Origin of the sequence: Pectobacterium versatile (assembly GCF_003932035.1) — a bacterium.
Lineage (GTDB): Bacteria > Pseudomonadota > Gammaproteobacteria > Enterobacterales > Enterobacteriaceae > Pectobacterium > Pectobacterium versatile.
Genome location: NZ_CP034276.1, coordinates 308,329 through 327,440, shown reverse-complemented (window position 1 = coordinate 327,440; position 19,112 = coordinate 308,329). Strand labels below are relative to the sequence as shown.

Genomic DNA, 19,112 nt, shown 5'->3' with positions numbered 1-19,112 from the left:
TATCTCCGCAGATAAGACCAGTATTTAGCTGCGAATTGCCACGATATGGTTATAATGCACGACTTTAATTTCTCGGGCCGGACAATTTGCGTCACGAAAGGTGACAAACGAATAGCTTCGCGCTATTTTGTGCGACACGGTTTTGGCAATCTTGGTCAATCGCGGGAGATAGCAGCACAATGGCAGAAAAGTTTCACATTTTGCTCTTGAACGGTCCAAACCTGAATCTGCTAGGAACCCGAGAGCCCGACAAATACGGTAACACGACGTTAGCAGACATTGTCAGCGAGCTGGAAACACAGGCGCAGGCATTGAACGTGAAGTTTTCCCATCTGCAATCCAATGCGGAACATGTTCTGATCGATACCCTCCATCAGGCCAGAGGAAACACAGACTTCATTCTGATTAACCCGGCGGCATTTACCCACACCAGCGTTGCGCTGCGTGATGCCCTGCTGGCAGTCGCGATTCCGTTTATCGAAATTCATCTGTCCAACGTGCACGCACGTGAGCCTTTTCGTCATCATTCCTATCTTTCTGATGTTGCGGTAGGCGTGATATGTGGCCTGGGGGCAGATGGTTATCAGTATGCTTTACAGACGGCGGTAAAACGCCTGTCAACTTCCAATTAAACAAAAGAGTACGGAACCACATCCATGGATATTCGTAAAATCAAAAAACTGATCGAACTGGTTGAAGAGTCCGGCATCGCCGAACTGGAAATTTCTGAAGGTGAAGAATCAGTACGTATCAGTCGTGCCCCAGCAGCGGTTAACTACCCGATGATGCAACAGGCTTACGCTACGCCAATGATGCAGCCACAGCCTGCTCTGGCTGCCGCCGTTGCACCAGCGCCGGTGGAAGCGCCTGCCGCACCGGCTGCCATCAGTGGACACATCGTTCGTTCTCCAATGGTTGGAACCTTCTATCGCACCCCAAGCCCAGATGCTAAAGCTTTCGTGGAAGTGGGTCAGCGCGTCAACGTTGGCGATACCCTGTGCATCGTCGAAGCCATGAAAATGATGAACCAGATCGAAGCCGACAAAGCGGGCGTGGTTAAAGCCATTCTGCTCGAAAGCGGTCAGCCGGTCGAATTTGACGAGCCACTGATTGTCATCGAATAACGAGGCTTATCATGTTAGATAAAATCGTTATCGCTAACCGCGGAGAGATCGCGCTGCGTATTTTGCGTGCCTGTAAAGAGCTGGGCATCAAAACCGTCGCCGTTCACTCCAGTGCGGATCGCGATTTGAAACACGTATTGCTGGCGGACGAAACCGTGTGTATCGGCCCGGCTCCGTCAACAAAAAGCTATCTGAACATCCCAGCGATTATTTCCGCTGCGGAAATCACCGGTGCCGTCGCGATTCACCCTGGCTACGGTTTCCTGTCCGAAAATGCGGATTTTGCCGAGCAGGTTGAACGCTCTGGCTTTATCTTCATCGGCCCACGCGCAGAAACCATTCGCCTGATGGGCGACAAAGTGTCAGCCATCACCGCAATGAAAAAAGCGGGTGTTCCGACCGTACCAGGCTCTGATGGCCCGTTAGACGGTGACATGGACGCTAACCGTGCTCATGCAAAACGCATCGGCTATCCGGTCATCATCAAAGCCTCTGGCGGCGGCGGTGGTCGTGGTATGCGCGTCGTGCGCAGCGACAAAGAGCTGGAACAATCCATCAACATGACCCGTGCGGAAGCCAAAGCGGCTTTCAACAACGACATGGTCTACATGGAAAAATATCTGGAAAACCCACGTCACGTGGAAATTCAGATTCTGGCTGATGGTCAGGGCCACGCCGTCTATCTGGCCGAGCGCGACTGCTCCATGCAGCGTCGCCACCAGAAAGTGGTGGAAGAAGCGCCAGCACCGGGCATTACGGACGAGCTGCGCCGCAATATCGGCGAGCGCTGCGCCAAAGCCTGTATCGATATCAACTATCGTGGTGCGGGTACGTTTGAGTTCCTGTACGAAAACGGTGAGTTCTACTTCATTGAAATGAACACCCGTATTCAGGTGGAGCATCCGGTTACCGAGATGATTACCGGCGTGGACCTGATCAAAGAGCAGCTGCGCATCGCTGCCGGTCTGCCACTGTCCATCAAGCAGAAAGACGTTAAGGTTCGCGGCCATGCGGTGGAATGCCGTATCAACGCCGAGGACCCGAACTCGTTCCTGCCAAGCCCGGGTAAAATCACGCGTTTCCACGCGCCGGGTGGCTTTGGTGTCCGTTGGGAATCACATATTTACGCCGGTTATACCGTACCGCCGTATTACGATTCCATGATCGGCAAGCTGATCACCTACGGCGAAACCCGGGAAATCGCGATTTCCCGTATGAAGAACGCGCTGGCTGAACTGATCATCGATGGCATCAAAACCAACATCGAACTTCAGATAAAGATCATGAGTGACGAAAACTTCCAGAGAGGTGGCACTAACATCCACTATCTGGAAAAGAAACTCGGCTTGCAGTAAACACCACTCAATCGAGTCAAAAGGCCAGCCTATGCTGGCCTTTGTTATTTATGCCTCCGAGTCGTCATGCCGTTCGCAAACGCTGACTAGCACAAGCAACCCGCAAGCAAACGAGGTAGGATATATCGTCTTTTTTAGGATGAGATGGTGGTTGCAGAGTGACAAGACAATCCGATTTTGATTTCTCGTGCAGACCATTAATTCCGTACGCACACAACTATAATCACGGGGATTATGAAAGCTGGCACACTCACAGTTGCGCTCAGTTAATTCATACGCTTAGTGGGGTTATTCGGGTTGAAACCCAACAGGGAATCTGGGTGGTTCCACCCTCGCGTGGGGTATGGATACCCGCAGATATTCCACATGCCTTACATATTGTGGGTGAAGTTAAGGCCAGAGTACTTTTTGTCGAACCGCTTGCCAGAGCAGACCTCCCTGTTATCTGTCAGGTCGTGGGGATAACACCTTTATTACGAGAACTCATCATCGATGTCCTGAAACTTCCCGCTAATTATGAGCCAGGAAGTCGGACCGAACGTATTTATGAACTTATCCTTGATGAAATACGTTTGATGAATACGCTTCCTTTTTGTCTTCCTGAGCCGATTTCTGAGCGCCTGAAATTATTGTGCAATGCCGTCCGTCAGGCCCCCTATGAGGCCTGGACTGTGGCCAACGCTGCCGAGCAAGCCAACGTCAGCGTAAGAACACTCAGCCGACATTTTTATCAGCAAACCGGTATGCAATTTAGTGAGTGGGTTCGTCGTGCACGTTTGCTGATTGCCCTAACGCGTCTGGCACAGGGCGAACAAGTCACCCGAGTGGCGCTTGATTTAGGCTATGCCAACCCGGGAGCTTTCACTGCCATGTTTCGCAGAGTCATGGGCGTGACGCCCGGCAATTACTTCAACCCATAATCAAACGCCCTGCGGCATTCAGCATCGCTTGCAAAGAGGCTCGGGTAACATCGCTGTCAATGCTGACACCCCATGCACATTCACCCGCATGGTTCTGACAGCACACATAAGCCACAGAACGGCTGTCACTACGCTGACCTAACGTGTGTTCCTGATAGCTCACAATATTAAGATCTGCTTTCACCTCTCGGCAGAGAGCCGTCATTCCCGCAGAGAGAAAACCGTTTCCTGCGCCCTTCAAATTCAGTCTTTTCTCGCGGAAAATGATTTCAGTTGAAAGCGTTGTGTTCTGCCCAAGCTGATTATCGCAGGTATATTTAGTTAACCGAATCAGCGGTAATTCGACTAAACCGTAAGCCTCACGAAATAGCATCCAGATAGCCATCTGCGACATCTCTTTCCCCTCAGATTCAGACGCTTTCTGTACCAGCAGACTGAATGCCTTCTGAAGTTGACGAGGCAAGATGAGGCCATGGTTTTGCTCAAGCAGCCAGGCAGCACCGCTTTTTCCTGACTGGCTGTTTACGCGAATAACGGCCTCATAATTGCAACCGATGTCTTCCGGATCGAGCGGAAGATAGGGAATTTCCCATACTGGCGAGGCCGAATGCAGTCGTGCTGCAAACCCTTTTTTAATCGCATCTTGATGCGATCCGGAAAAAGCCGTAAAAGCGAGTTCTCCGGCATAAGGGTGACGTGGTGCGACGGGGAGTTGATTACACTCCTCAACCACTTCCACCACCTTCTTCATGTGGCTGAAATCGAGCTCAGGAGAGATTCCCTGCGTGTAAAGATTAAGCGCCAGCGTCACTAAATCGACATTACCGGTACGTTCTCCATTACCAAACAGGCAGCCCTCCACTCTTTCAGCGCCAGCCAGTAAAGCAAGTTCAGCGCAGGCAATGCCTGTACCGCGGTCATTATGCGGATGCACACTGATACAGACCTTATCTCTACGGGAAAAATGTCGGCAAAAATATTCTATCTGATCGGCATACACATTGGGCGTGTTGACCTCAACGGTCGCGGGAAGGTTGATAATCATGGGGCGGCACGCATCAGGCTCCCAGACATCGGCGACAGCCTCGCAAATCTGAAGCGCGAAATCTGGCTCGGTAAAGCAGAACGTTTCCGGTGAATATTGAAAGGTCCAGTCAGTCTCCTGCGCCTCAGCACATAACTGACGGATCTGCTTCGTCGCATTGACCGCAAGCTGAATAATTTCATCACGTGTCTGACGAAACACCACATCCCTGAAAACCGGTGCAGTCGCGTTGTATAAGTGAACGGTGGCGCGATGTACACCACTCAGCGATTCAAATGTACGCGTAATCAAATCTTCTCGCGCCTGCGTTAAAACCTGAATTGTCACATTCTGCGGAATACGCTTTTCTTCAATCAATAAGCGAACAAAATTAAAATCAGTTTGTGAAGCAGACGGAAAAGCGACCTCAATCTCTCTGAATCCGCAGGCAATCAGCAGATCCCAAAATTTCAGTTTACGCATTTCATTCATCGGCTCAGCAAGAGCCTGATTACCGTCCCGTAAATCGGTGGAAAGCCAACGTGGTGGTTGGGTTAATGTCTTGCTAGGCCATTGCCGATCTTTTAGGCCAATCGGTGGATGCGCTTTGTATTTCAATGAAGGGTTATTCAACATGATCGGGCTCCTTTTAATGGAACCTCAGTGTTATCCAGAGAGCCATGAGCACGCTCATCCGGAGGTGACAACTAATGACGCAAAAGTGACAATCATTAAACCGTTCGGCTCCTTTTCCGCGTTTTCACTCTGAAAAAACCGTCATGCTCACTCCCTGTTGGCGCTTGGAGTAAAATGTTCTCGCGTCAAGTAATGGTACCCCACGGCTGGCTTTTACGCTTCTGGCGTAATTCTTACTAGTCAATTGGCCCACATGCCGTAAAATTCCCGCTTTCGTCATCACGACGTTCATAACGATGCCAATCCTCCCATTTACGGTGGAGAAGAACATGGATACACGCTTTCCTCAGGCGCACAAAGAGGCCCGCTGGGCTTTTGGCCTGACGCTGGTTTATTTAGTGGCCTGGGTGCTTGCCGCCTATTTGCCTGACAACACACAAGGGATCACCGGCCTTCCACACTGGTTTGAGATGGCCTGCCTGCTGCTGCCGCTCGTGTTTACGCTGCTGTGTTGGCTAATGGTGCGCGTCATTTTCCGCGATATCTCACTGGAGAGTGACGATGCAAATTGAAATTTTATTGCCGCTGATTGGCTATCTACTGCTGGTGTTCGGGCTGTCGGTCTATGCGTACCGTCGCCGTCAGGCGGGTAACTTTCTTAACGAATATTTCCTCGGCGGCCGCTCAATGGGCGGGTTTGTTCTCGCGATGACGCTGATCGGCACTTACGTTAGCGCCAGCTCTTTTATCGGCGGGCCGGGTGCGGCGTATAAATACGGGCTAGGCTGGGTACTGCTTTCGATGATCCAGCTTCCTACCATGCTGCTGTCGCTGGGGATTCTGGGGAAAAAATTCGCCATTCTGGCGCGGCGCTACAACGCCATCACGTTGAACGACATGCTGTACGCCCGCTACAACAGCCCGCTGCTGGTCTGGTTCGCCAGCATCAGCCTGCTGGTCGCGTTTATCGGCGCCATGGCTGTGCAGTTCATCGGCGGCGCACGCCTGCTGGAAACCGCAGCGAACATCCCTTACGACATCGGCCTACTGATTTTCGGCGTCACCATCGCGCTGTACACCACGTTTGGCGGTTTCCGCGCCAGCGTGCTTAATGATGCGATGCAGGGCATCGTGATGTTGATCGGCACCGTCATCCTGCTGGTCGGCGTGATCTATGCCGCCGGCGGCTTGCATAGCGCAGTCGATAAACTGCAACAAATCGACCCGATGCTGGTATCGCCACAGGGCAGCAACGGCATTCTGTCGATGCCGTTTATGGCCTCATTCTGGGTGCTGGTCTGCTTCGGCGTCATCGGCTTGCCGAACACCGCCGTGCGCTGCATCTCTTATCGTGACAGCAAAGCGCTGCACCGTGGCATTATCATCGGCACCATCGTCATCGGCATCCTGATGCTCGGCATGCACTTGGCCGGTGCGCTGGGCCGCGCCGTGATGCCAAATCTGACGATTCCCGATCAGGTTTTACCGGCGCTGATGGTCACCGTATTACCGCCGCTGGCCGCAGGGATCTTTCTCGCCGCGCCAATGGCCGCTATCATGTCCAACATTAATGCGCATTTGCTTCAGGCCTCCGCCACGATCATCAAAGATCTCTACCTCAGCGTACGCCCGCAGCAGATCCATAACGAACGCCGCATCAAGATCCTGTCCAGCATGACCACCCTACTATTGGGCCTGCTGGTGCTGTTGGCCTCCTTACGGCCGCCGGAAATGATTATCTGGCTGAACCTGCTGGCGTTTGGCGGACTGGAAGCGGTGTTCCTGTGGCCGCTGGTACTGGGCCTGTATTGGGAACGCGCGAATGCCGCGGGTGCGCTTAGCGCCATGTTCACCGGGGCGATTTGCTATACCTTACTGGCTAGCTTCAACCTTCAGTTGGGCGGGTATCACCCGATTGTGCCATCGCTGTTACTCAGCCTGATGGCGTTTATTATTGGCAACCGCTTTGGTCATAATCCACCAGCGCCGGTTGCCGCTTCATCTTCACTTTAAATGTAATAGAGACTGCTATGCCGTGGATTCAACTGAAAATAAACACCTCAGGAAAGGTTGCAGAACAACTGGGTGACGTCATGATGGAAAGCGGTGCGGTATCCGTTACGTTTCAGGATACGCACGATACCCCCGTGTTTGAGCCACTGCCGGGCGAGACTCGCCTGTGGGGCGATACTGACGCGATTGCGCTGTATGATGCCGAAACCGATATGAACGCGGTTATCGCCATACTGGAGCAGGAACCGCTGCTGGGCGCGGGTTTTAAACACAAGATCGAGCAGTTGGAAGACAAAGACTGGGAACGCGAGTGGATGGATAACTTCCACCCGATGCAGTTCGGCAAACGTCTGTGGATTTGCCCAAGCTGGCGTGACATTCCTGACCCGACTGCCGTCAACGTCATGCTCGATCCTGGCCTGGCATTTGGCACCGGCACCCATCCAACAACCGCGCTGTGCCTGCAATGGCTCGACGGGCTGGATCTGGAAGGGAAAACCATCATCGATTTTGGCTGCGGTTCCGGCATTCTGGCAATTGCCGCCCTGAAACTGGGTGCAGCACGCGCCATCGGGATTGATATCGATCCGCAGGCGATTCAGGCCAGCCGCGATAACGCACAGCGCAACGGCGTCTCCGAGCGTCTTGAGCTTTATCTGCCGAAAGATCAGCCTGCTGACCTGTCTGCCGATGTCGTCGTCGCCAACATCCTTGCTGGCCCACTGCGCGAACTGGCACCGCTGATTAGCGATCTGCCAAAAGCGGGAGGGCACCTTGGCCTGTCCGGTGTACTGGCCACGCAGGCCGATGGCGTCGCAGAAGCCTACGCAGACAAGTTCACGCTCGATCCGGTGGCTGAACGCGAAGAGTGGTGCCGCATTACCGGCCAACGCCGCGCATCGTAATAACGCTATCCCGCTAGTCCCGCCCACCGTATGTGCAACGGTGGGCACCTTTCTTCTTGCTATATCTCACGATTGATCCCCATAAACAGGCGTATGATGCCGCTCGGCAAGCGACTGGACGTCACCTGCGCCCGGCGCTCAACGATGCCATATCATTATTTTCAAGGGATGAAAAATGAAAGGTAAACTCTCTATCGTATTGATGCTATCCGCCAGTTTTTCCGCCTTGGCGGCCGATCCGGTGCACTGGGGCTACGAAGGCAACGGTGATCCCGCACACTGGGGAAAGCTGTCTCCAGACTTCTCGTTATGTGAAACGGGTAAAAACCAATCTCCCATCAATATCCGCCAGGCTCTGAACGCTCAACACGACCCCTTACAGCTGGCTTTCCTGCCCGGGACACAGCAAATTATCAACAATGGGCATACCGTTCAGGTTAACGTTGGCCCGGGGAATACGCTGGTATTGGATAACGAGACATTCACCTTGCAGCAGTTTCACTTTCACGCACCGAGCGAGAATGAAATTGACGGTAAACAGTTCCCGCTGGAAGGCCATTTTGTCTATAAAGACGCAAGCGGTGCGCTCACCGTTATCGCGCTGATGTTTCAGGAAGGAGAAGCCAATCTGCCGTTAGCCACGACATGGCAGCAGATTCCGGCTCAGGTTAATCAGGCAGAGGACGTGCGCACGCCGATAGAGATTCAAGCCCTGTTACCGACGTCATTAAACTACTATCGGTTTAGTGGGTCGCTCACCACGCCACCGTGTTCGGAAGGCATTCGCTGGCTCGTACTGGATCACCCCGTCACCGCCTCTGCTGAACAAATAAACCAGTTCCGCTCGGTCATGCATCACGCCAATAATCGCCCCACACAACCGCTTAATGGCCGAATCATCATCCATTAAGCCACTCCACGAGGCTGGTCAGACGGTCTGTCGACCAGCCTCGGGTAAATCGGTACCCTTTTTTGCCGCATTAACCAACGTATTTCACTGATAAAGCATTGATAGCCTGCTGTATCTCCACTAAAAATGACCGCGCTTGCAGATAAAATTCTGTAAACAGATGATTATTTCCCAGAACAAAAAATCGACACAAAAACATAACTAACTGTTAAATATGAATAATATTTTTATACAACTTTATGAAGTGCATTTTCATTGATCGATAGCCGTAAATTGGTCAAAGTTTGGCCTTTCATCTGACGTAAAAAATGCGTAATATACGCGCCCTTGCAGGCACAGTATGGTCAATTTTTGTCTATGCACATTGGACAATTTCAGCTTAGTAATCGCTTGATAGCAGCCCCAATGGCTGGTATTAGCGATCGCCCATTTAGAGCACTCTGTCATGCGATGGGCGCTGGAATGACCGTGTCTGAAATGCTTTCTTCCAACCCGGAAGTGTGGCGTTCAGACAAGTCGCGTTTGCGAATGGTACATAGCGATGAACCGGGTATCAGAGCCGTGCAGATTGCCGGTTGTGACCCCGATGAGATGGCGGCGGCAGCGAGAATCAACGCTGATTCCGGCGCCCAGATCATCGACATCAATATGGGCTGCCCGGCGAAGAAGGTGAACCGCAAGATGGCAGGATCTGCATTGTTGCAGTATCCGGATTTGGTCAAACAGATCCTCTCTACGGTAGTGAAAGCGGTAGACGTACCGGTGACACTGAAAATCCGAACCGGTTGGGCACCAGAGCACCGCAACTGTGTAGAAATTGCCAAATTGGCTGAAGACTGTGGGATTCAGGCGTTAACCATTCACGGACGCACGCGTGCGTGCCTGTTCAATGGTTTCGCCGAATACGACAGCATTCGGGCAGTTAAGCAGGCCGTTTCCATTCCTATTATTGCGAATGGCGACATTACAGACCCGCATAAAGCCAGAGCGGTTCTTGACTACACCGGGGCTGACGCCCTGATGATAGGACGAGCCGCTCAGGGAAGACCCTGGATCTTTCGGGAAATCCAGCATTATCTGGACACAGGGGAGTTGCTAGCACCAATGCCGTTGGCAGAGGTTAAGCGCTTGTTGATCGAGCACATACGGGAATTGCACGACTTTTATGGTCCAGGCAAGGGATTTCGTATCGCTCGTAAGCACGTATCTTGGTATCTCCAGGAGCATGCCCCAAACGACCAGTTTAGGCGCACATTCAACGCCATTGAGGATGCCAGCGAGCAGCTGGAGGCGTTGAAGGCATATTTTGAAAATCTTGCGTAAACAGAAAAAGAGCTGACAGAACTATGTTCGAACAACGCGTGAATTCTGACGTACTGACCGTTTCCACTGTAAACTCTCAGGCTCAGGTAACCCAAAAACCCCTGCGCGACTCGGTTAAACAGGCACTGAAGAACTATTTTGCTCAATTGAACGGTCAGGATGTAAGTGACCTGTATGAGCTGGTACTGGCTGAAGTTGAACAGCCACTGTTGGACATGGTGATGCAATACACCCGCGGTAACCAAACCCGCGCCGCCCTGATGATGGGCATCAACCGCGGTACTCTGCGTAAGAAATTGAAAAAATACGGCATGAACTGATGCTAATCAGTTAAGCATTTGAAAAAAGGCGCTTTACCTTTCTGGTTAAGCGCCTTTTTCTTTGCCGTTGATTAAGGTAACAACGGCCTTAGCGTGGACGCGATGAGCATTGGCGTCTGTGAGATGGGGAATCGGTTGTTAATGACTCATCCCTTCTTATTGATCAACTTCCGGCGCATGAAAGAGTCGGTGCAGATTGTCTAATCGCTCTGCTAACACGAACGTTAAAATCTCTTTCGATTCTGGGTTGTTCAATTCAACAATGGCGTAAGCCAGCGCACGACACTGATCGAGTGCTTCTTCTGGCTCTAACGGCGTGTTATCAAACATGGCGAACCTCCTGAATGGGCAGGCGACCAGCGAAGACCATGACATGACCATCAGGGGAATGCTCCCGCGCCTGACGTTCGGTGGTAGCGATAATATGCACGACACGCTGGGAGGATGTTCCCAAAGCAAGAAAGCGATACTGAAATTCGGGGCGAGTTTGGGTAGACTGGATATCAGCCATAGTGTTAGCTCCTATAACATTGTGGTTAGAGGCCCGGTTAGTGCTCCAACACTGCCGGGCTTCGCATTTCATAGGTGAATCGCACCTATGTAGCTAACATTACGCCCAAGTGAATCGCACCTCAAGGTGTTTTTTAGAATTATTTTTACGTATACTGAATCGCACTTAGTACATGGAGATCCAGCAATGGCAACGGGTTCGATTAACAACAAGTCACAGCAGTTGAATGCAAGGTTCCCACACGATGTTGTTGCTGAAATGGAAAGCAGCCTTGAGGCTGGTGAGACAAAGGCGCAATTCATCATTACCGCAGTAAAAAGCGAGATCAAACGCCGCCAGCGCAAGCAGCCCAAAGATGAATCCAAAGACTGACGCTTGTTATGCGGGTAGAGTAAGCTGTATAGGCTAGTACTTAATGTGGTAGTCAGTTCATGCCAACTGCGGGCAATAGTTTGAGTAGATAATACTTGCATATCCCAAACCCAGTTCACTTGTAGTTTGTCGAGAAATTTTCAAAATCTATTGATTGTAATTAAAAAAAAAGATAACTTTTAATTTCAATCATTGTGATAAGAGATAATGATTTACTAGTTGTAAGCTATCTAAGAAAATTGCCACTTATGTAATAGGAGTTAGAATTAATGGGAAGGACGTCTGGAGCCAAAAACATTGTTTCTTTTCAAGATCGAAATCTAGTTGAAACAACAGATACACTAGCTATTAGGCACTTAACCAAGCGACCGGAGCAAACGCCACTTGAACAATTTAAATCACTTCTTAGCCATCAGAAAAATTACCTAGCCTGGATTGATAGCCGACATAAGGAGTTACAAGGCATTAAAAAAAAATTATCACCAGGAATTAGGGGGCCAAAAGATGACATTTATAAAAAATATCGGTGGTATTCCGAGCAAACTACATTACTTGAAGCAATCAATGGATTTGAAGTTTTTTATAAAACCACATTCATAGCTTTAGCCAAATCGTTAAGACGATATATACCAACAAGTCAGTTGAAGGGAATGGTAGATGCGAAGGTTTTATGGGCAGCAGAAGGTCAAGTTTCGTTCGCTGCGTTAATTTTTGAACACCAACTTTATCATGATTTTGAAAAAATTGATGAAGCTTCCAACATGCTTGTCAAGAAAAGACGCTACTCTCCAAACGATATCAAATCCTCTCTTAGGCCTAGGTTGTTAGCCTTGCAAGCAATATTTCAAATACGGCACACCATTTCTCATAATCAAGGTTTGGTGACTCAGAGCGATAAAGCAAAATTAATATCACTTGGTTATGAAGCAAATATTGGTGAGGTTATAGATCCGAGCAAAAATCATTTGGGCCATTCAGTTCGAGATCTGCTTTTAAAAGAGGCTGATGATTTCACAAAATGGTTACTCGACAATTGTGCTACGTATCTAAAGGAACGTCATGAGAAAAATGAAATAAAGCTAGAAAAAAAACTTAAAAAAAGAATTGAGAGAAAAATAGGTGAAAGTGATGAATTAAATAAATTAACATGGCAATAAAAAATTAGGCTGCGTATAAATTTTACTCTTTGATTTTTTGATAAATTAACCTAACTGTTAAAATTAATGAGTAATTATAAATTTGATCGTTTTAATTCAGCTCATTTCTTATAAATTTCCATTATCTTCTTTCATCGACTACTCCTTCTGTGAACATTTACGGACATTGCACAATGTCCGCTTAACGCCCTGTAGTCCCTCCCGACTATCAAATGTAGACCCTTACGACAAAACACAGTCAGCTTGAAAACGATCAACCCAGAATCAAAACACCTCAACAAGCTCAAATTCTTCAAACACCAGCAGCATATCTGGGGTGAAGGTGCTTTCCCGTTCGAAAAATGTCTGATGGCCTTCACGCCAGAAAGCCAGGCTTTTGTCGCCTTCGCCCTCTTTCGCCGCCATCTCAGCGGTAACATCGCAGTAGCGCACCAGCGTTAACGAGCGCGTCCGAATCACGCAGGAAGGCTGTTCAGCACCATCCAGAACAATGTTGTAATCGCCTACCTGCGGCGTTTGCTCGTTTTTGAATGCGTGGTACGAGCTACAGGTTGCCGTTTTATGCCCTTCCCGCACCAGTTGCAGAAGCTCATCCGCCAGCTCGGGGCTGTCGCCAAATGGCCAGCGCAGCGCGTCTGGGTACTTTTCCAATCCTTGTTTATGGCTCATCATCTTCCTCGGTTTATACGGCTATGATTGCTCTCTTTTCTTACGCAATCATAGCCGTAAAGAGGCCATCAGGTAATGTCCACTTCCACCCAGAGTGCCGCATGGTCGGACGCAGCCGTGTCCCATGAGGTGACTTCCGGTAGCGGCGTCACCGGTTCAGCGCCCTCTTTGGCGGCAATCTTGTCGATATTATAAATACCCCGACGTTCGATTCCCCACGCCACCACCGCCTGATGCAGCGGTGCAGATAGGAAAATATAGTCCAGCTGATTTAACCGTGCGCCCTTCTTTCCCCCGGAGAAATAGTAGGTATAACGCTCTTTCTCCGGACGTTCAGGATCCATAACCGGGTGTAAGTCCGACAGAGAAAACAGCGGAGCCAAACTGTGCCAGGGGTTTGACGAATCCTCGTTCAAATCGCCGAGAATGACCACGTAGTCCTTCTTGAGATCGTAAGTCTGTTGGACAATCTCTGCGACACGTTCGGATTGGTCACGCCGCTTCTGCGCCCCGCGCTGCCGCTCTTCTTCAGTTTGACCGCTCTGGCTTTTGAAATGGTTACAAAGGATATAAATCGGCTGTTTGAGGCCCGCATCCAGCGTGACCTCAAGGCAATCGCGGCTAAAGACGGGGTCAAACTGTTTTCCGGCATCAAAAATATGCGTGCGGAGCTGAGCAATCCGGTAACGCGTCAGGCAGGCAACATCAATGCCGCGTGGATCGTTCGGGCTGTCGATCATCACGAACTGGCTGAATTTATTTCTCCCCAGTACCTGACTGTTGAAATCACGCAAGACGTCCATGTTTTCAACTTCAACGGCGCACAGGATATCGGCGTTAAGCAAAGTAATAACTTTTCCCGTATTCTTACGCTGCTGGCTGCTGAATTCCTGCGATTTGAACACGATTTCACCGATCCAATCTCCACGGCCACGGCAGCTTTTATTGATCCTAAATCCGGTGCCAGCTTCCTCCTTTTTCCATCGCCCCAACGTGCCTGCATCGGTGCGGATATCAATATAAGGGCGTAATGCGATAGAAAGGCGGAATACCTTATCCTTCAGAGCCTCATCGTATTGGGGTTGTTCGAGAAGTTGCAGAAGCTGCCTGACCTGCTCCAATAAAGCGTCGATCTGCTGGGAATCGGGGAGATTGAGAATCGCGCTACGGTGGAACAGGTTCTCAACGTTATAGCTGGCGATACGGATCTTCATTGTTGTCTCCTGCTGGGTAGTGGCAAAAGCAATGATGTCCTTTTGAGGATAGAAGCCCATTGTGACAGTTGGGTAACATTTACGGCGCAATAGACTCTTTCTATCGTTCTTTTGCTCAAAATGGTTAAAACCTGACAAGCGCACTATATTCTCAACACATGCACTATATTCACTTCTGATATAAATCATCACACAACGTGATTTATAAACAGATGTCTTGTAGCGTAGATTCGTTATCAGCAAAAGTTATAAGCGCATCACTGCACACTACTCACAGGAATTCATAATGAAAAAAATACGTTTTGCTTTACTGACCAGCGCCCTGCTTGCTACCAGCGTATTCGCTCATGCAGATGACCTTAGCGCCATCAAGTCCGCAGGGGTTATCAAGATCGGCACAGAAGGCACCTACGCGCCTTACACCTATCATGATAAATCAGGCCAGTTGGTTGGCTTCGATGTGGATATTGGCCGTGCAGTGGCGGAAAAACTTGGCGTGAAAGCCCAGTTCATTGAAGGACGTTGGGACGGTTTAATCGCCGGTATTGATGCCAAGCGCTACGATGCGGTCATCAATCAGGTTGGCGTAACCAAAGAGCGTCAGGCTAAGTATGATTTCTCCAAGCCTTATATTGATTCCAAAGCGGTGCTGGTTGTCCGTGGCGATAACACCACCATCAAAGATTTCAGCGATCTGAAAGGCAAAAAATCTGCCCAGAGCCTGACCAGTAATTACTCTAAGCAAGCCACCAGCTACGGTGCGGAAATTGTACCAACGGATGGTTTTAACCAGTCTCTGGATCTGGTTCTCAGCGGCCGTGCCGATGCCACGTTGAACGATAACCTGTCATTCCTGGATTTCAAAAAACAGAAGCCGGATGCCAACGTGAAGATTGCGGCAACCTCAAAAGACGGTGAGCCTTCCGCGATTCTGGTACGTAAAAATCAGGCGCCACTGGTGGAAGCATTGAATAAAGCTCTGGATGAAATCAAAGCAGACGGCACCTATAAAACAATATCTGTGCGATACTTCGGGGAGGATGTTTCTCAATAATCGCACTGTTACCAGAGCGCGTTGTTATAAACAGGACTGTTATATACCCTAAATAATTCAAGTTGCGTGACAAAACGTTAGCGTTTTGAACAACGCTATGCGTTGACCCTTTAGGGCAAGGCCCATTTATGGCCTTGTAACGCGGCAACCGCACGAGTCCCCAGGAGCTTACAAAAGTAAGTAACTGGGGTGAGTAAGGGCAGCCAACGCACAAGCAGTTTGAAGTATGACGGGTATCAGCGCGCTCTGTAATTAGAGCATATCTTTATCGGAGCTCGTTTTCATGCCGCCTTGGCTACAACTCATGGCAGACTCCTTCTGGAGCCTGCTGTCTGCGGGACTGAAATTTACCGTCCCTCTGGCTATCCTGTCTTTCATCTTTGGCTTAGCTCTCGGCATTATCATCGCGCTGGTTCGCCTTTATGGCCCAAAGCCGCTGAAATGGGTGGGGGATTTCTACGTTTGGGTTATTCGTGGAACGCCATTATTGGTTCAGCTTTTCCTGATTTTTTATGGGCTGCCCAGCGCGGGTATTACTCTGGATGCCTTTCCGGCTGCCCTTATTGGTTTCACTATCAGCGTGGGTGCCTATAGCTCGGAGATCGTCCGTGGGGCCATCTTGTCAGTCCCAAAAGGCCAATGGAATGCTGCTTATTCTCTCGGTATGAACGGAAGGCAGGCGATCCGTTGGGTCATCTTCCCGCAATCCGTTTTCGTATCGCTGCCGCCGCTCTCCAATACGTTTATTTCCTTAATCAAGGATACATCGCTGGCTGCCGTCATCACCGTGCCAGAGATGTTTTTATCCGCTCAACGCATCGTTTCGGTTACCTATGAACCCTTGATTCTGTATGTTGAGGCTGCGCTGATTTATCTGATGTTCAGCACGGTGCTAAGCCAGCTACAGGTTAAGCTCGAAAAATATTATCAGCGCCACATCACACAGTAACGCCTCCTGCATCAGCCCACGCCATCCGCTGGGCTGATAACATAACCACGTTCCCAGACTCTCCCTGCTCAACGAGCAATCCCATCGCTAGCAAGCCTGAAAATGCCTCACGATCTCCATTTTGACGCACTAAAAGAGGGCGCATCGGCCTTTTTGCATTTGTCACGGTGCGCACATACCTAATTAGGATTACCCACTTAGATCAATAAGCATTCCTTTTCGTCTTCATTATCAAGCAAATAGAAAATTGGCATTTTATTTGCTTTGCTCTGCTCACGTCGGCATACCGACAGACAGGTATGGTGCACCTCATTGTGCACCGCAACACAACTGTGTACTGCAACAACAGCAGATAACTCTAGACGCTAGGATGATTATGAAAAGAATAGTGATTTCTACTCTGGTTGCTGGCGCGTCATTCTTTGCCGCAATCAATCAAGCCCATGCGGGTGCAACGCTGGACGCCATTCAGAAGAAAGGATTTGTGCAATGCGGTATCAGTGATGGCTTGCCCGGCTTTTCCTACGCGGACGCCAGCGGCAAATACTCCGGCATTGATGTTGACGTGTGCCGCGGCCTTGCCGCCGCCGTATTCGGCGACGCCAATAAAGTTAAATACACGCCGCTGACGGCAAAAGAACGCTTCACTGCACTGCAATCCGCCGAAGTCGATGTGCTATCACGTAACACCACCTGGACGTCTTCCCGTGACAGCGGCATGGGCATGCTCTTTACCGGCGTGACCTACTACGACGGCATCGGCTTCCTGACGCACAACAAAGCGGGCTTAACCAGCGCCAAAGAGCTGGACGGTGCAACCGTCTGTATTCAGGCAGGTACTGATACCGAGCTGAACGTCGCTGACTATTTCAAAACCCATAAAATGCAGTACACCCCCGTCACATTCGACCGCTCTGATGAAAGCGCCAAAGCGCTGGAGTCTGGCCGCTGCGATACGCTGGCATCAGACCAGTCACAGCTGTACGCACTGCGTATCAAGCTGAGCAAACCAGCTGAATTCATCGTTCTGCCAGAAGTCATCTCCAAAGAGCCGCTGGGTCCAGTGGTACGCCGTGGCGATGAAGAGTGGTTCGCGATTGTACGCTGGACGCTGTTCGCCATGCTGAATGCTGAAGAGATGGGGGTAACCTCGAAAAACGTCGACCAGTTGGCAGCAAAACCCACTACGCCAGATATGTCTCACCTGCTGGGTCACGAAGGCAGCTACGGTAAAGATCTCAAATTACCAAACGATTGGGCATTCAAAATCATCAAACAAGTCGGTAACTACGGCGAAATCTTTGAACGTAACGTCGGTATGGGCAGCGAGTTGAAAATTAAGCGCGGCCTGAACGAACTGTGGAACAAAGGCGGTCTCCAGTACGCGCCAGCGGTCCGTTAATTATCAGAAAACCCCGGGCGCAGTGGATTGCTGCGCCCTTCAGTACCCCCGTTTCGAGGTTCAAACATGCTACAACGCCCAACCGTAAAAGGTGATTTATCACTGACTAATCCAGCGGTGCGCGCCTGGCTGTATCAAATTGTCGTTGTTATCGCTGTATTGGCTGTCGCAGCCTACCTGTTGCACAACACCGTGACCAATCTGGCACAAAGGGGCATTACCTCTGGCTTCGATTTTCTAAATAAAAGCGCCGGCTTTGGCATCGTCCAACACCTGATTGACTATCAACAAGGCGATACCTACGCCCGCGTTTTTCTTGTTGGGTTATTCAACACGCTTCTGGTTTCGGCATTGTGTATCGTGTTTGCGTCGATTCTCGGCTTCACTGTTGGTTTGGCCCGGCTGTCTGACAACTGGTTGCTACGAAAAATATCCAACATTTACATTGAGATATTCCGTAACATTCCACCGTTGTTGCAGATCTTTTTTTGGTATTTTGCCGTACTGCGGAATCTACCGGGGCCACGCCAGTCAATCAACGCGTTTGATGTCGCATTCCTCAGCAACCGAGGCTTTTATCTGCCATCCCCTGAAATGGGACCGGGCGCAGCGGCATTTTTTCTTTCTCTGCTGATCGTATCGGCCGTGACATGGCGCGTCTTTCGACGTAACCAGCGCTATCACGCCTTAACCGGTCAACCGCGCAAAACCTGGCCACTGACGTTAGGCCTGTTACTTGTGCTGTGCGCACTCAGCCACTTGATTTTTGGTCCCGCTTTCCACTGGGATATGCCGGAATTAAAAGGGTTTAACTTTCGCGGCGGCATGGTGCTGATCCCTGAATTGGCGGCGTTAACCGTCGCTCTGTCGGTCTACACGTCATCATTTATTGCCGAGATCATTCGTTCAGGCATTCAATCGGTTTCCCACGGTCAACACGAAGCCGCGCGTTCTCTCGGCTTACCGAATCCCGTTACGCTACGCAAAGTGATCCTTCCACAGGCACTGCGCGTTATCATTCCGCCACTGACCAGCCAGTACCTCAATATTGTGAAGAACTCCTCGCTGGCTGCCGCCATTGGCTATCCCGATATGGTGTCGCTGTTCGCGGGAACCGTACTGAATCAGACCGGTCAGGCTATTGAAACCATCGCCATTACCATGTCGGTTTACCTCATTATCAGCCTGCTGATCTCGCTGCTGATGAATCTGTATAACCGCAAAATCGCGTTAGTCGAACGATAAGAGGACGTC

The 19,112-nt window shown here is 50.2% G+C and carries 21 protein-coding genes; 16 read left to right on the top strand and 5 right to left on the bottom strand.

Going from position 1 to position 19,112, the window contains the following annotated elements; genetic code table 11:
- Nucleotides 1-179: 179 nt before the first annotated feature.
- From aroQ to EIP93_RS01475, 4 genes are all read left to right on the top strand, one after another.
- A complete protein-coding gene (gene aroQ, locus EIP93_RS01490) occupies nt 180-632 on the top strand; it encodes a type II 3-dehydroquinate dehydratase (RefSeq protein WP_103943434.1) in 453 nt (150 codons plus the stop codon).
- A 24-nt stretch (nt 633-656) separates the two neighbouring features.
- Complete coding sequence (accB, locus tag EIP93_RS01485) at nt 657-1,124, top strand: acetyl-CoA carboxylase biotin carboxyl carrier protein (RefSeq protein WP_039507254.1); 468 nt, start codon at nt 657-659, stop codon at nt 1,122-1,124.
- 11 nt (nt 1,125-1,135) lie between these two features.
- Nucleotides 1,136-2,479 (top strand): acetyl-CoA carboxylase biotin carboxylase subunit, encoded by a 1,344-nt coding sequence (gene accC, locus EIP93_RS01480; RefSeq protein WP_103943432.1) that lies wholly within the window; start codon nt 1,136-1,138, stop codon nt 2,477-2,479.
- Between the two features lie 158 nt (nt 2,480-2,637).
- Nucleotides 2,638-3,399, top strand: coding sequence for an AraC family transcriptional regulator (locus EIP93_RS01475; protein ID WP_039493100.1), 762 nt, complete (start codon nt 2,638-2,640; stop codon nt 3,397-3,399).
- On the opposite strand, the gene leuA is transcribed toward EIP93_RS01475, so the two are convergent.
- Complete coding sequence (gene leuA / locus EIP93_RS01470) at nt 3,389-5,059, bottom strand: 2-isopropylmalate synthase (RefSeq protein ID WP_103943430.1); 1,671 nt, start codon at nt 5,057-5,059, stop codon at nt 3,389-3,391. The genes EIP93_RS01475 and leuA overlap by 11 nt on opposite strands.
- A 329-nt stretch (nt 5,060-5,388) precedes the next feature.
- On the opposite strand from leuA, the gene EIP93_RS01460 reads away from it, so the two are divergent.
- The 6 genes from EIP93_RS01460 (at nt 5,389) to fis (ending at nt 10,530) form a co-directional block, all read left to right on the top strand.
- Nucleotides 5,389-5,631: a YhdT family protein gene (locus EIP93_RS01460; protein WP_010681541.1), complete on the top strand. Its 243-nt coding sequence runs from the start codon at nt 5,389-5,391 to the stop codon at nt 5,629-5,631.
- Nucleotides 5,621-7,072, top strand: coding sequence for a sodium/pantothenate symporter (panF, locus tag EIP93_RS01455; protein WP_103861672.1), 1,452 nt, complete (start codon nt 5,621-5,623; stop codon nt 7,070-7,072). The genes EIP93_RS01460 and panF overlap by 11 nt, the downstream gene beginning before the upstream one ends.
- Before the next feature lie 17 nt (nt 7,073-7,089).
- Nucleotides 7,090-7,977 (top strand): 50S ribosomal protein L11 methyltransferase, encoded by an 888-nt coding sequence (prmA, locus tag EIP93_RS01450; RefSeq protein ID WP_103861673.1) that lies wholly within the window; start codon nt 7,090-7,092, stop codon nt 7,975-7,977.
- A gap of 175 nt (nt 7,978-8,152) precedes the next feature.
- Nucleotides 8,153-8,887 carry a carbonic anhydrase gene (locus EIP93_RS01445; protein WP_103861674.1) on the top strand — a complete coding sequence of 245 codons (735 nt, stop codon included), beginning with the start codon at nt 8,153-8,155 and terminating at the stop codon, nt 8,885-8,887.
- Nucleotides 8,888-9,244: 357 nt separating this feature from the next.
- Nucleotides 9,245-10,210, top strand: coding sequence for a tRNA dihydrouridine synthase DusB (gene dusB / locus EIP93_RS01440; protein WP_010300275.1), 966 nt, complete (start codon nt 9,245-9,247; stop codon nt 10,208-10,210).
- Nucleotides 10,211-10,233: 23 nt separating this feature from the next.
- Complete coding sequence (fis, locus tag EIP93_RS01435) at nt 10,234-10,530, top strand: DNA-binding transcriptional regulator Fis (protein ID WP_005975342.1); 297 nt, start codon at nt 10,234-10,236, stop codon at nt 10,528-10,530.
- Between the two features lie 156 nt (nt 10,531-10,686).
- Here the strand turns inward: fis and EIP93_RS22710 are convergent, their stop codons facing one another.
- Both EIP93_RS22710 and EIP93_RS01430 read right to left on the bottom strand, forming a co-directional pair.
- Complete coding sequence (locus EIP93_RS22710) at nt 10,687-10,860, bottom strand: hypothetical protein (protein WP_164498005.1); 174 nt, start codon at nt 10,858-10,860, stop codon at nt 10,687-10,689.
- The gene (locus EIP93_RS01430; RefSeq protein WP_125232169.1) at nt 10,853-11,041 is read right to left on the bottom strand and encodes a host cell division inhibitor Icd-like protein; all 189 of its coding nucleotides are present in this window, start codon (nt 11,039-11,041) and stop codon (nt 10,853-10,855) included. The genes EIP93_RS22710 and EIP93_RS01430 overlap by 8 nt, the downstream gene beginning before the upstream one ends.
- A gap of 186 nt (nt 11,042-11,227) precedes the next feature.
- Here EIP93_RS01430 and EIP93_RS22705 point away from each other — a divergent pair, with 186 nt between their 5' ends.
- Nucleotides 11,228-11,413, top strand: a complete 186-nt coding sequence (locus EIP93_RS22705) for a YlcI/YnfO family protein (protein WP_164498004.1) — start codon at nt 11,228-11,230, stop codon at nt 11,411-11,413.
- Nucleotides 11,414-11,682: 269 nt separating this feature from the next.
- Nucleotides 11,683-12,570, top strand: coding sequence for a hypothetical protein (locus EIP93_RS22800; RefSeq protein ID WP_206428385.1), 888 nt, complete (start codon nt 11,683-11,685; stop codon nt 12,568-12,570).
- Between the two features lie 264 nt (nt 12,571-12,834).
- Here the strand turns inward: EIP93_RS22800 and EIP93_RS01415 are convergent, their stop codons facing one another.
- Nucleotides 12,835-13,239: an ASCH domain-containing protein gene (locus tag EIP93_RS01415; RefSeq protein WP_125233305.1), complete on the bottom strand. Its 405-nt coding sequence runs from the start codon at nt 13,237-13,239 to the stop codon at nt 12,835-12,837.
- 68 nt (nt 13,240-13,307) lie between these two features.
- The gene (locus EIP93_RS01410) at nt 13,308-14,453 is read right to left on the bottom strand and encodes an endonuclease/exonuclease/phosphatase family protein (protein ID WP_125232167.1); all 1,146 of its coding nucleotides are present in this window, start codon (nt 14,451-14,453) and stop codon (nt 13,308-13,310) included.
- Between the two features lie 286 nt (nt 14,454-14,739).
- On the opposite strand from EIP93_RS01410, the gene EIP93_RS01405 reads away from it, so the two are divergent.
- The 4 genes from EIP93_RS01405 (at nt 14,740) to EIP93_RS01390 (ending at nt 19,103) form a co-directional block, all read left to right on the top strand.
- On the top strand, nt 14,740-15,507 hold the full coding sequence (locus EIP93_RS01405) for an amino acid ABC transporter substrate-binding protein (RefSeq protein ID WP_039470294.1): 768 nt from the start codon (nt 14,740-14,742) through the stop codon (nt 15,505-15,507).
- 283 nt (nt 15,508-15,790) lie between these two features.
- The gene (locus EIP93_RS01400; protein WP_010300238.1) at nt 15,791-16,456 is read left to right on the top strand and encodes an amino acid ABC transporter permease; all 666 of its coding nucleotides are present in this window, start codon (nt 15,791-15,793) and stop codon (nt 16,454-16,456) included.
- 376 nt (nt 16,457-16,832) lie between these two features.
- Nucleotides 16,833-17,858 (top strand): amino acid ABC transporter substrate-binding protein, encoded by a 1,026-nt coding sequence (locus EIP93_RS01395; RefSeq protein WP_103861679.1) that lies wholly within the window; start codon nt 16,833-16,835, stop codon nt 17,856-17,858.
- A 66-nt stretch (nt 17,859-17,924) separates the two neighbouring features.
- Nucleotides 17,925-19,103 (top strand): amino acid ABC transporter permease, encoded by a 1,179-nt coding sequence (locus EIP93_RS01390; RefSeq protein WP_103861680.1) that lies wholly within the window; start codon nt 17,925-17,927, stop codon nt 19,101-19,103.
- The last annotated feature ends 9 nt before the right edge of the window (nt 19,104-19,112 follow it).

Excerpts from the sequence above, each read along its gene's own strand:
- accC (WP_103943432.1), top strand. The coding sequence starts at position 1,136 with ATGTTAGATAAAATCGTTATCGCTAACCGCGGAGAGATCGCGCTGCGT.
- dusB (WP_010300275.1), top strand. The coding sequence starts at position 9,245 with ATGCACATTGGACAATTTCAGCTTAGTAATCGCTTGATAGCAGCCCCA.
- EIP93_RS01410 (WP_125232167.1), bottom strand. The coding sequence starts at position 14,453 with ATGAAGATCCGTATCGCCAGCTATAACGTTGAGAACCTGTTCCACCGT.
- leuA (WP_103943430.1), bottom strand. The coding sequence starts at position 5,059 with ATGTTGAATAACCCTTCATTGAAATACAAAGCGCATCCACCGATTGGC.
- EIP93_RS01415 (WP_125233305.1), bottom strand. The coding sequence starts at position 13,239 with ATGAGCCATAAACAAGGATTGGAAAAGTACCCAGACGCGCTGCGCTGG.
- EIP93_RS01400 (WP_010300238.1), top strand. The coding sequence starts at position 15,791 with ATGCCGCCTTGGCTACAACTCATGGCAGACTCCTTCTGGAGCCTGCTG.
- EIP93_RS22800 (WP_206428385.1), top strand. The coding sequence starts at position 11,683 with ATGGGAAGGACGTCTGGAGCCAAAAACATTGTTTCTTTTCAAGATCGA.
- accB (WP_039507254.1), top strand. The coding sequence starts at position 657 with ATGGATATTCGTAAAATCAAAAAACTGATCGAACTGGTTGAAGAGTCC.
- EIP93_RS01405 (WP_039470294.1), top strand. The coding sequence starts at position 14,740 with ATGAAAAAAATACGTTTTGCTTTACTGACCAGCGCCCTGCTTGCTACC.
- EIP93_RS01395 (WP_103861679.1), top strand. The coding sequence starts at position 16,833 with ATGAAAAGAATAGTGATTTCTACTCTGGTTGCTGGCGCGTCATTCTTT.
- prmA (WP_103861673.1), top strand. The coding sequence starts at position 7,090 with ATGCCGTGGATTCAACTGAAAATAAACACCTCAGGAAAGGTTGCAGAA.
- EIP93_RS22705 (WP_164498004.1), top strand. The coding sequence starts at position 11,228 with ATGGCAACGGGTTCGATTAACAACAAGTCACAGCAGTTGAATGCAAGG.
- aroQ (WP_103943434.1), top strand. The coding sequence starts at position 180 with ATGGCAGAAAAGTTTCACATTTTGCTCTTGAACGGTCCAAACCTGAAT.
- EIP93_RS01460 (WP_010681541.1), top strand. The coding sequence starts at position 5,389 with ATGGATACACGCTTTCCTCAGGCGCACAAAGAGGCCCGCTGGGCTTTT.
- EIP93_RS01390 (WP_103861680.1), top strand. The coding sequence starts at position 17,925 with ATGCTACAACGCCCAACCGTAAAAGGTGATTTATCACTGACTAATCCA.
- fis (WP_005975342.1), top strand. The coding sequence starts at position 10,234 with ATGTTCGAACAACGCGTGAATTCTGACGTACTGACCGTTTCCACTGTA.
- EIP93_RS01445 (WP_103861674.1), top strand. The coding sequence starts at position 8,153 with ATGAAAGGTAAACTCTCTATCGTATTGATGCTATCCGCCAGTTTTTCC.
- EIP93_RS01430 (WP_125232169.1), bottom strand. The coding sequence starts at position 11,041 with ATGGCTGATATCCAGTCTACCCAAACTCGCCCCGAATTTCAGTATCGC.
- panF (WP_103861672.1), top strand. The coding sequence starts at position 5,621 with ATGCAAATTGAAATTTTATTGCCGCTGATTGGCTATCTACTGCTGGTG.
- EIP93_RS22710 (WP_164498005.1), bottom strand. The coding sequence starts at position 10,860 with ATGTTTGATAACACGCCGTTAGAGCCAGAAGAAGCACTCGATCAGTGT.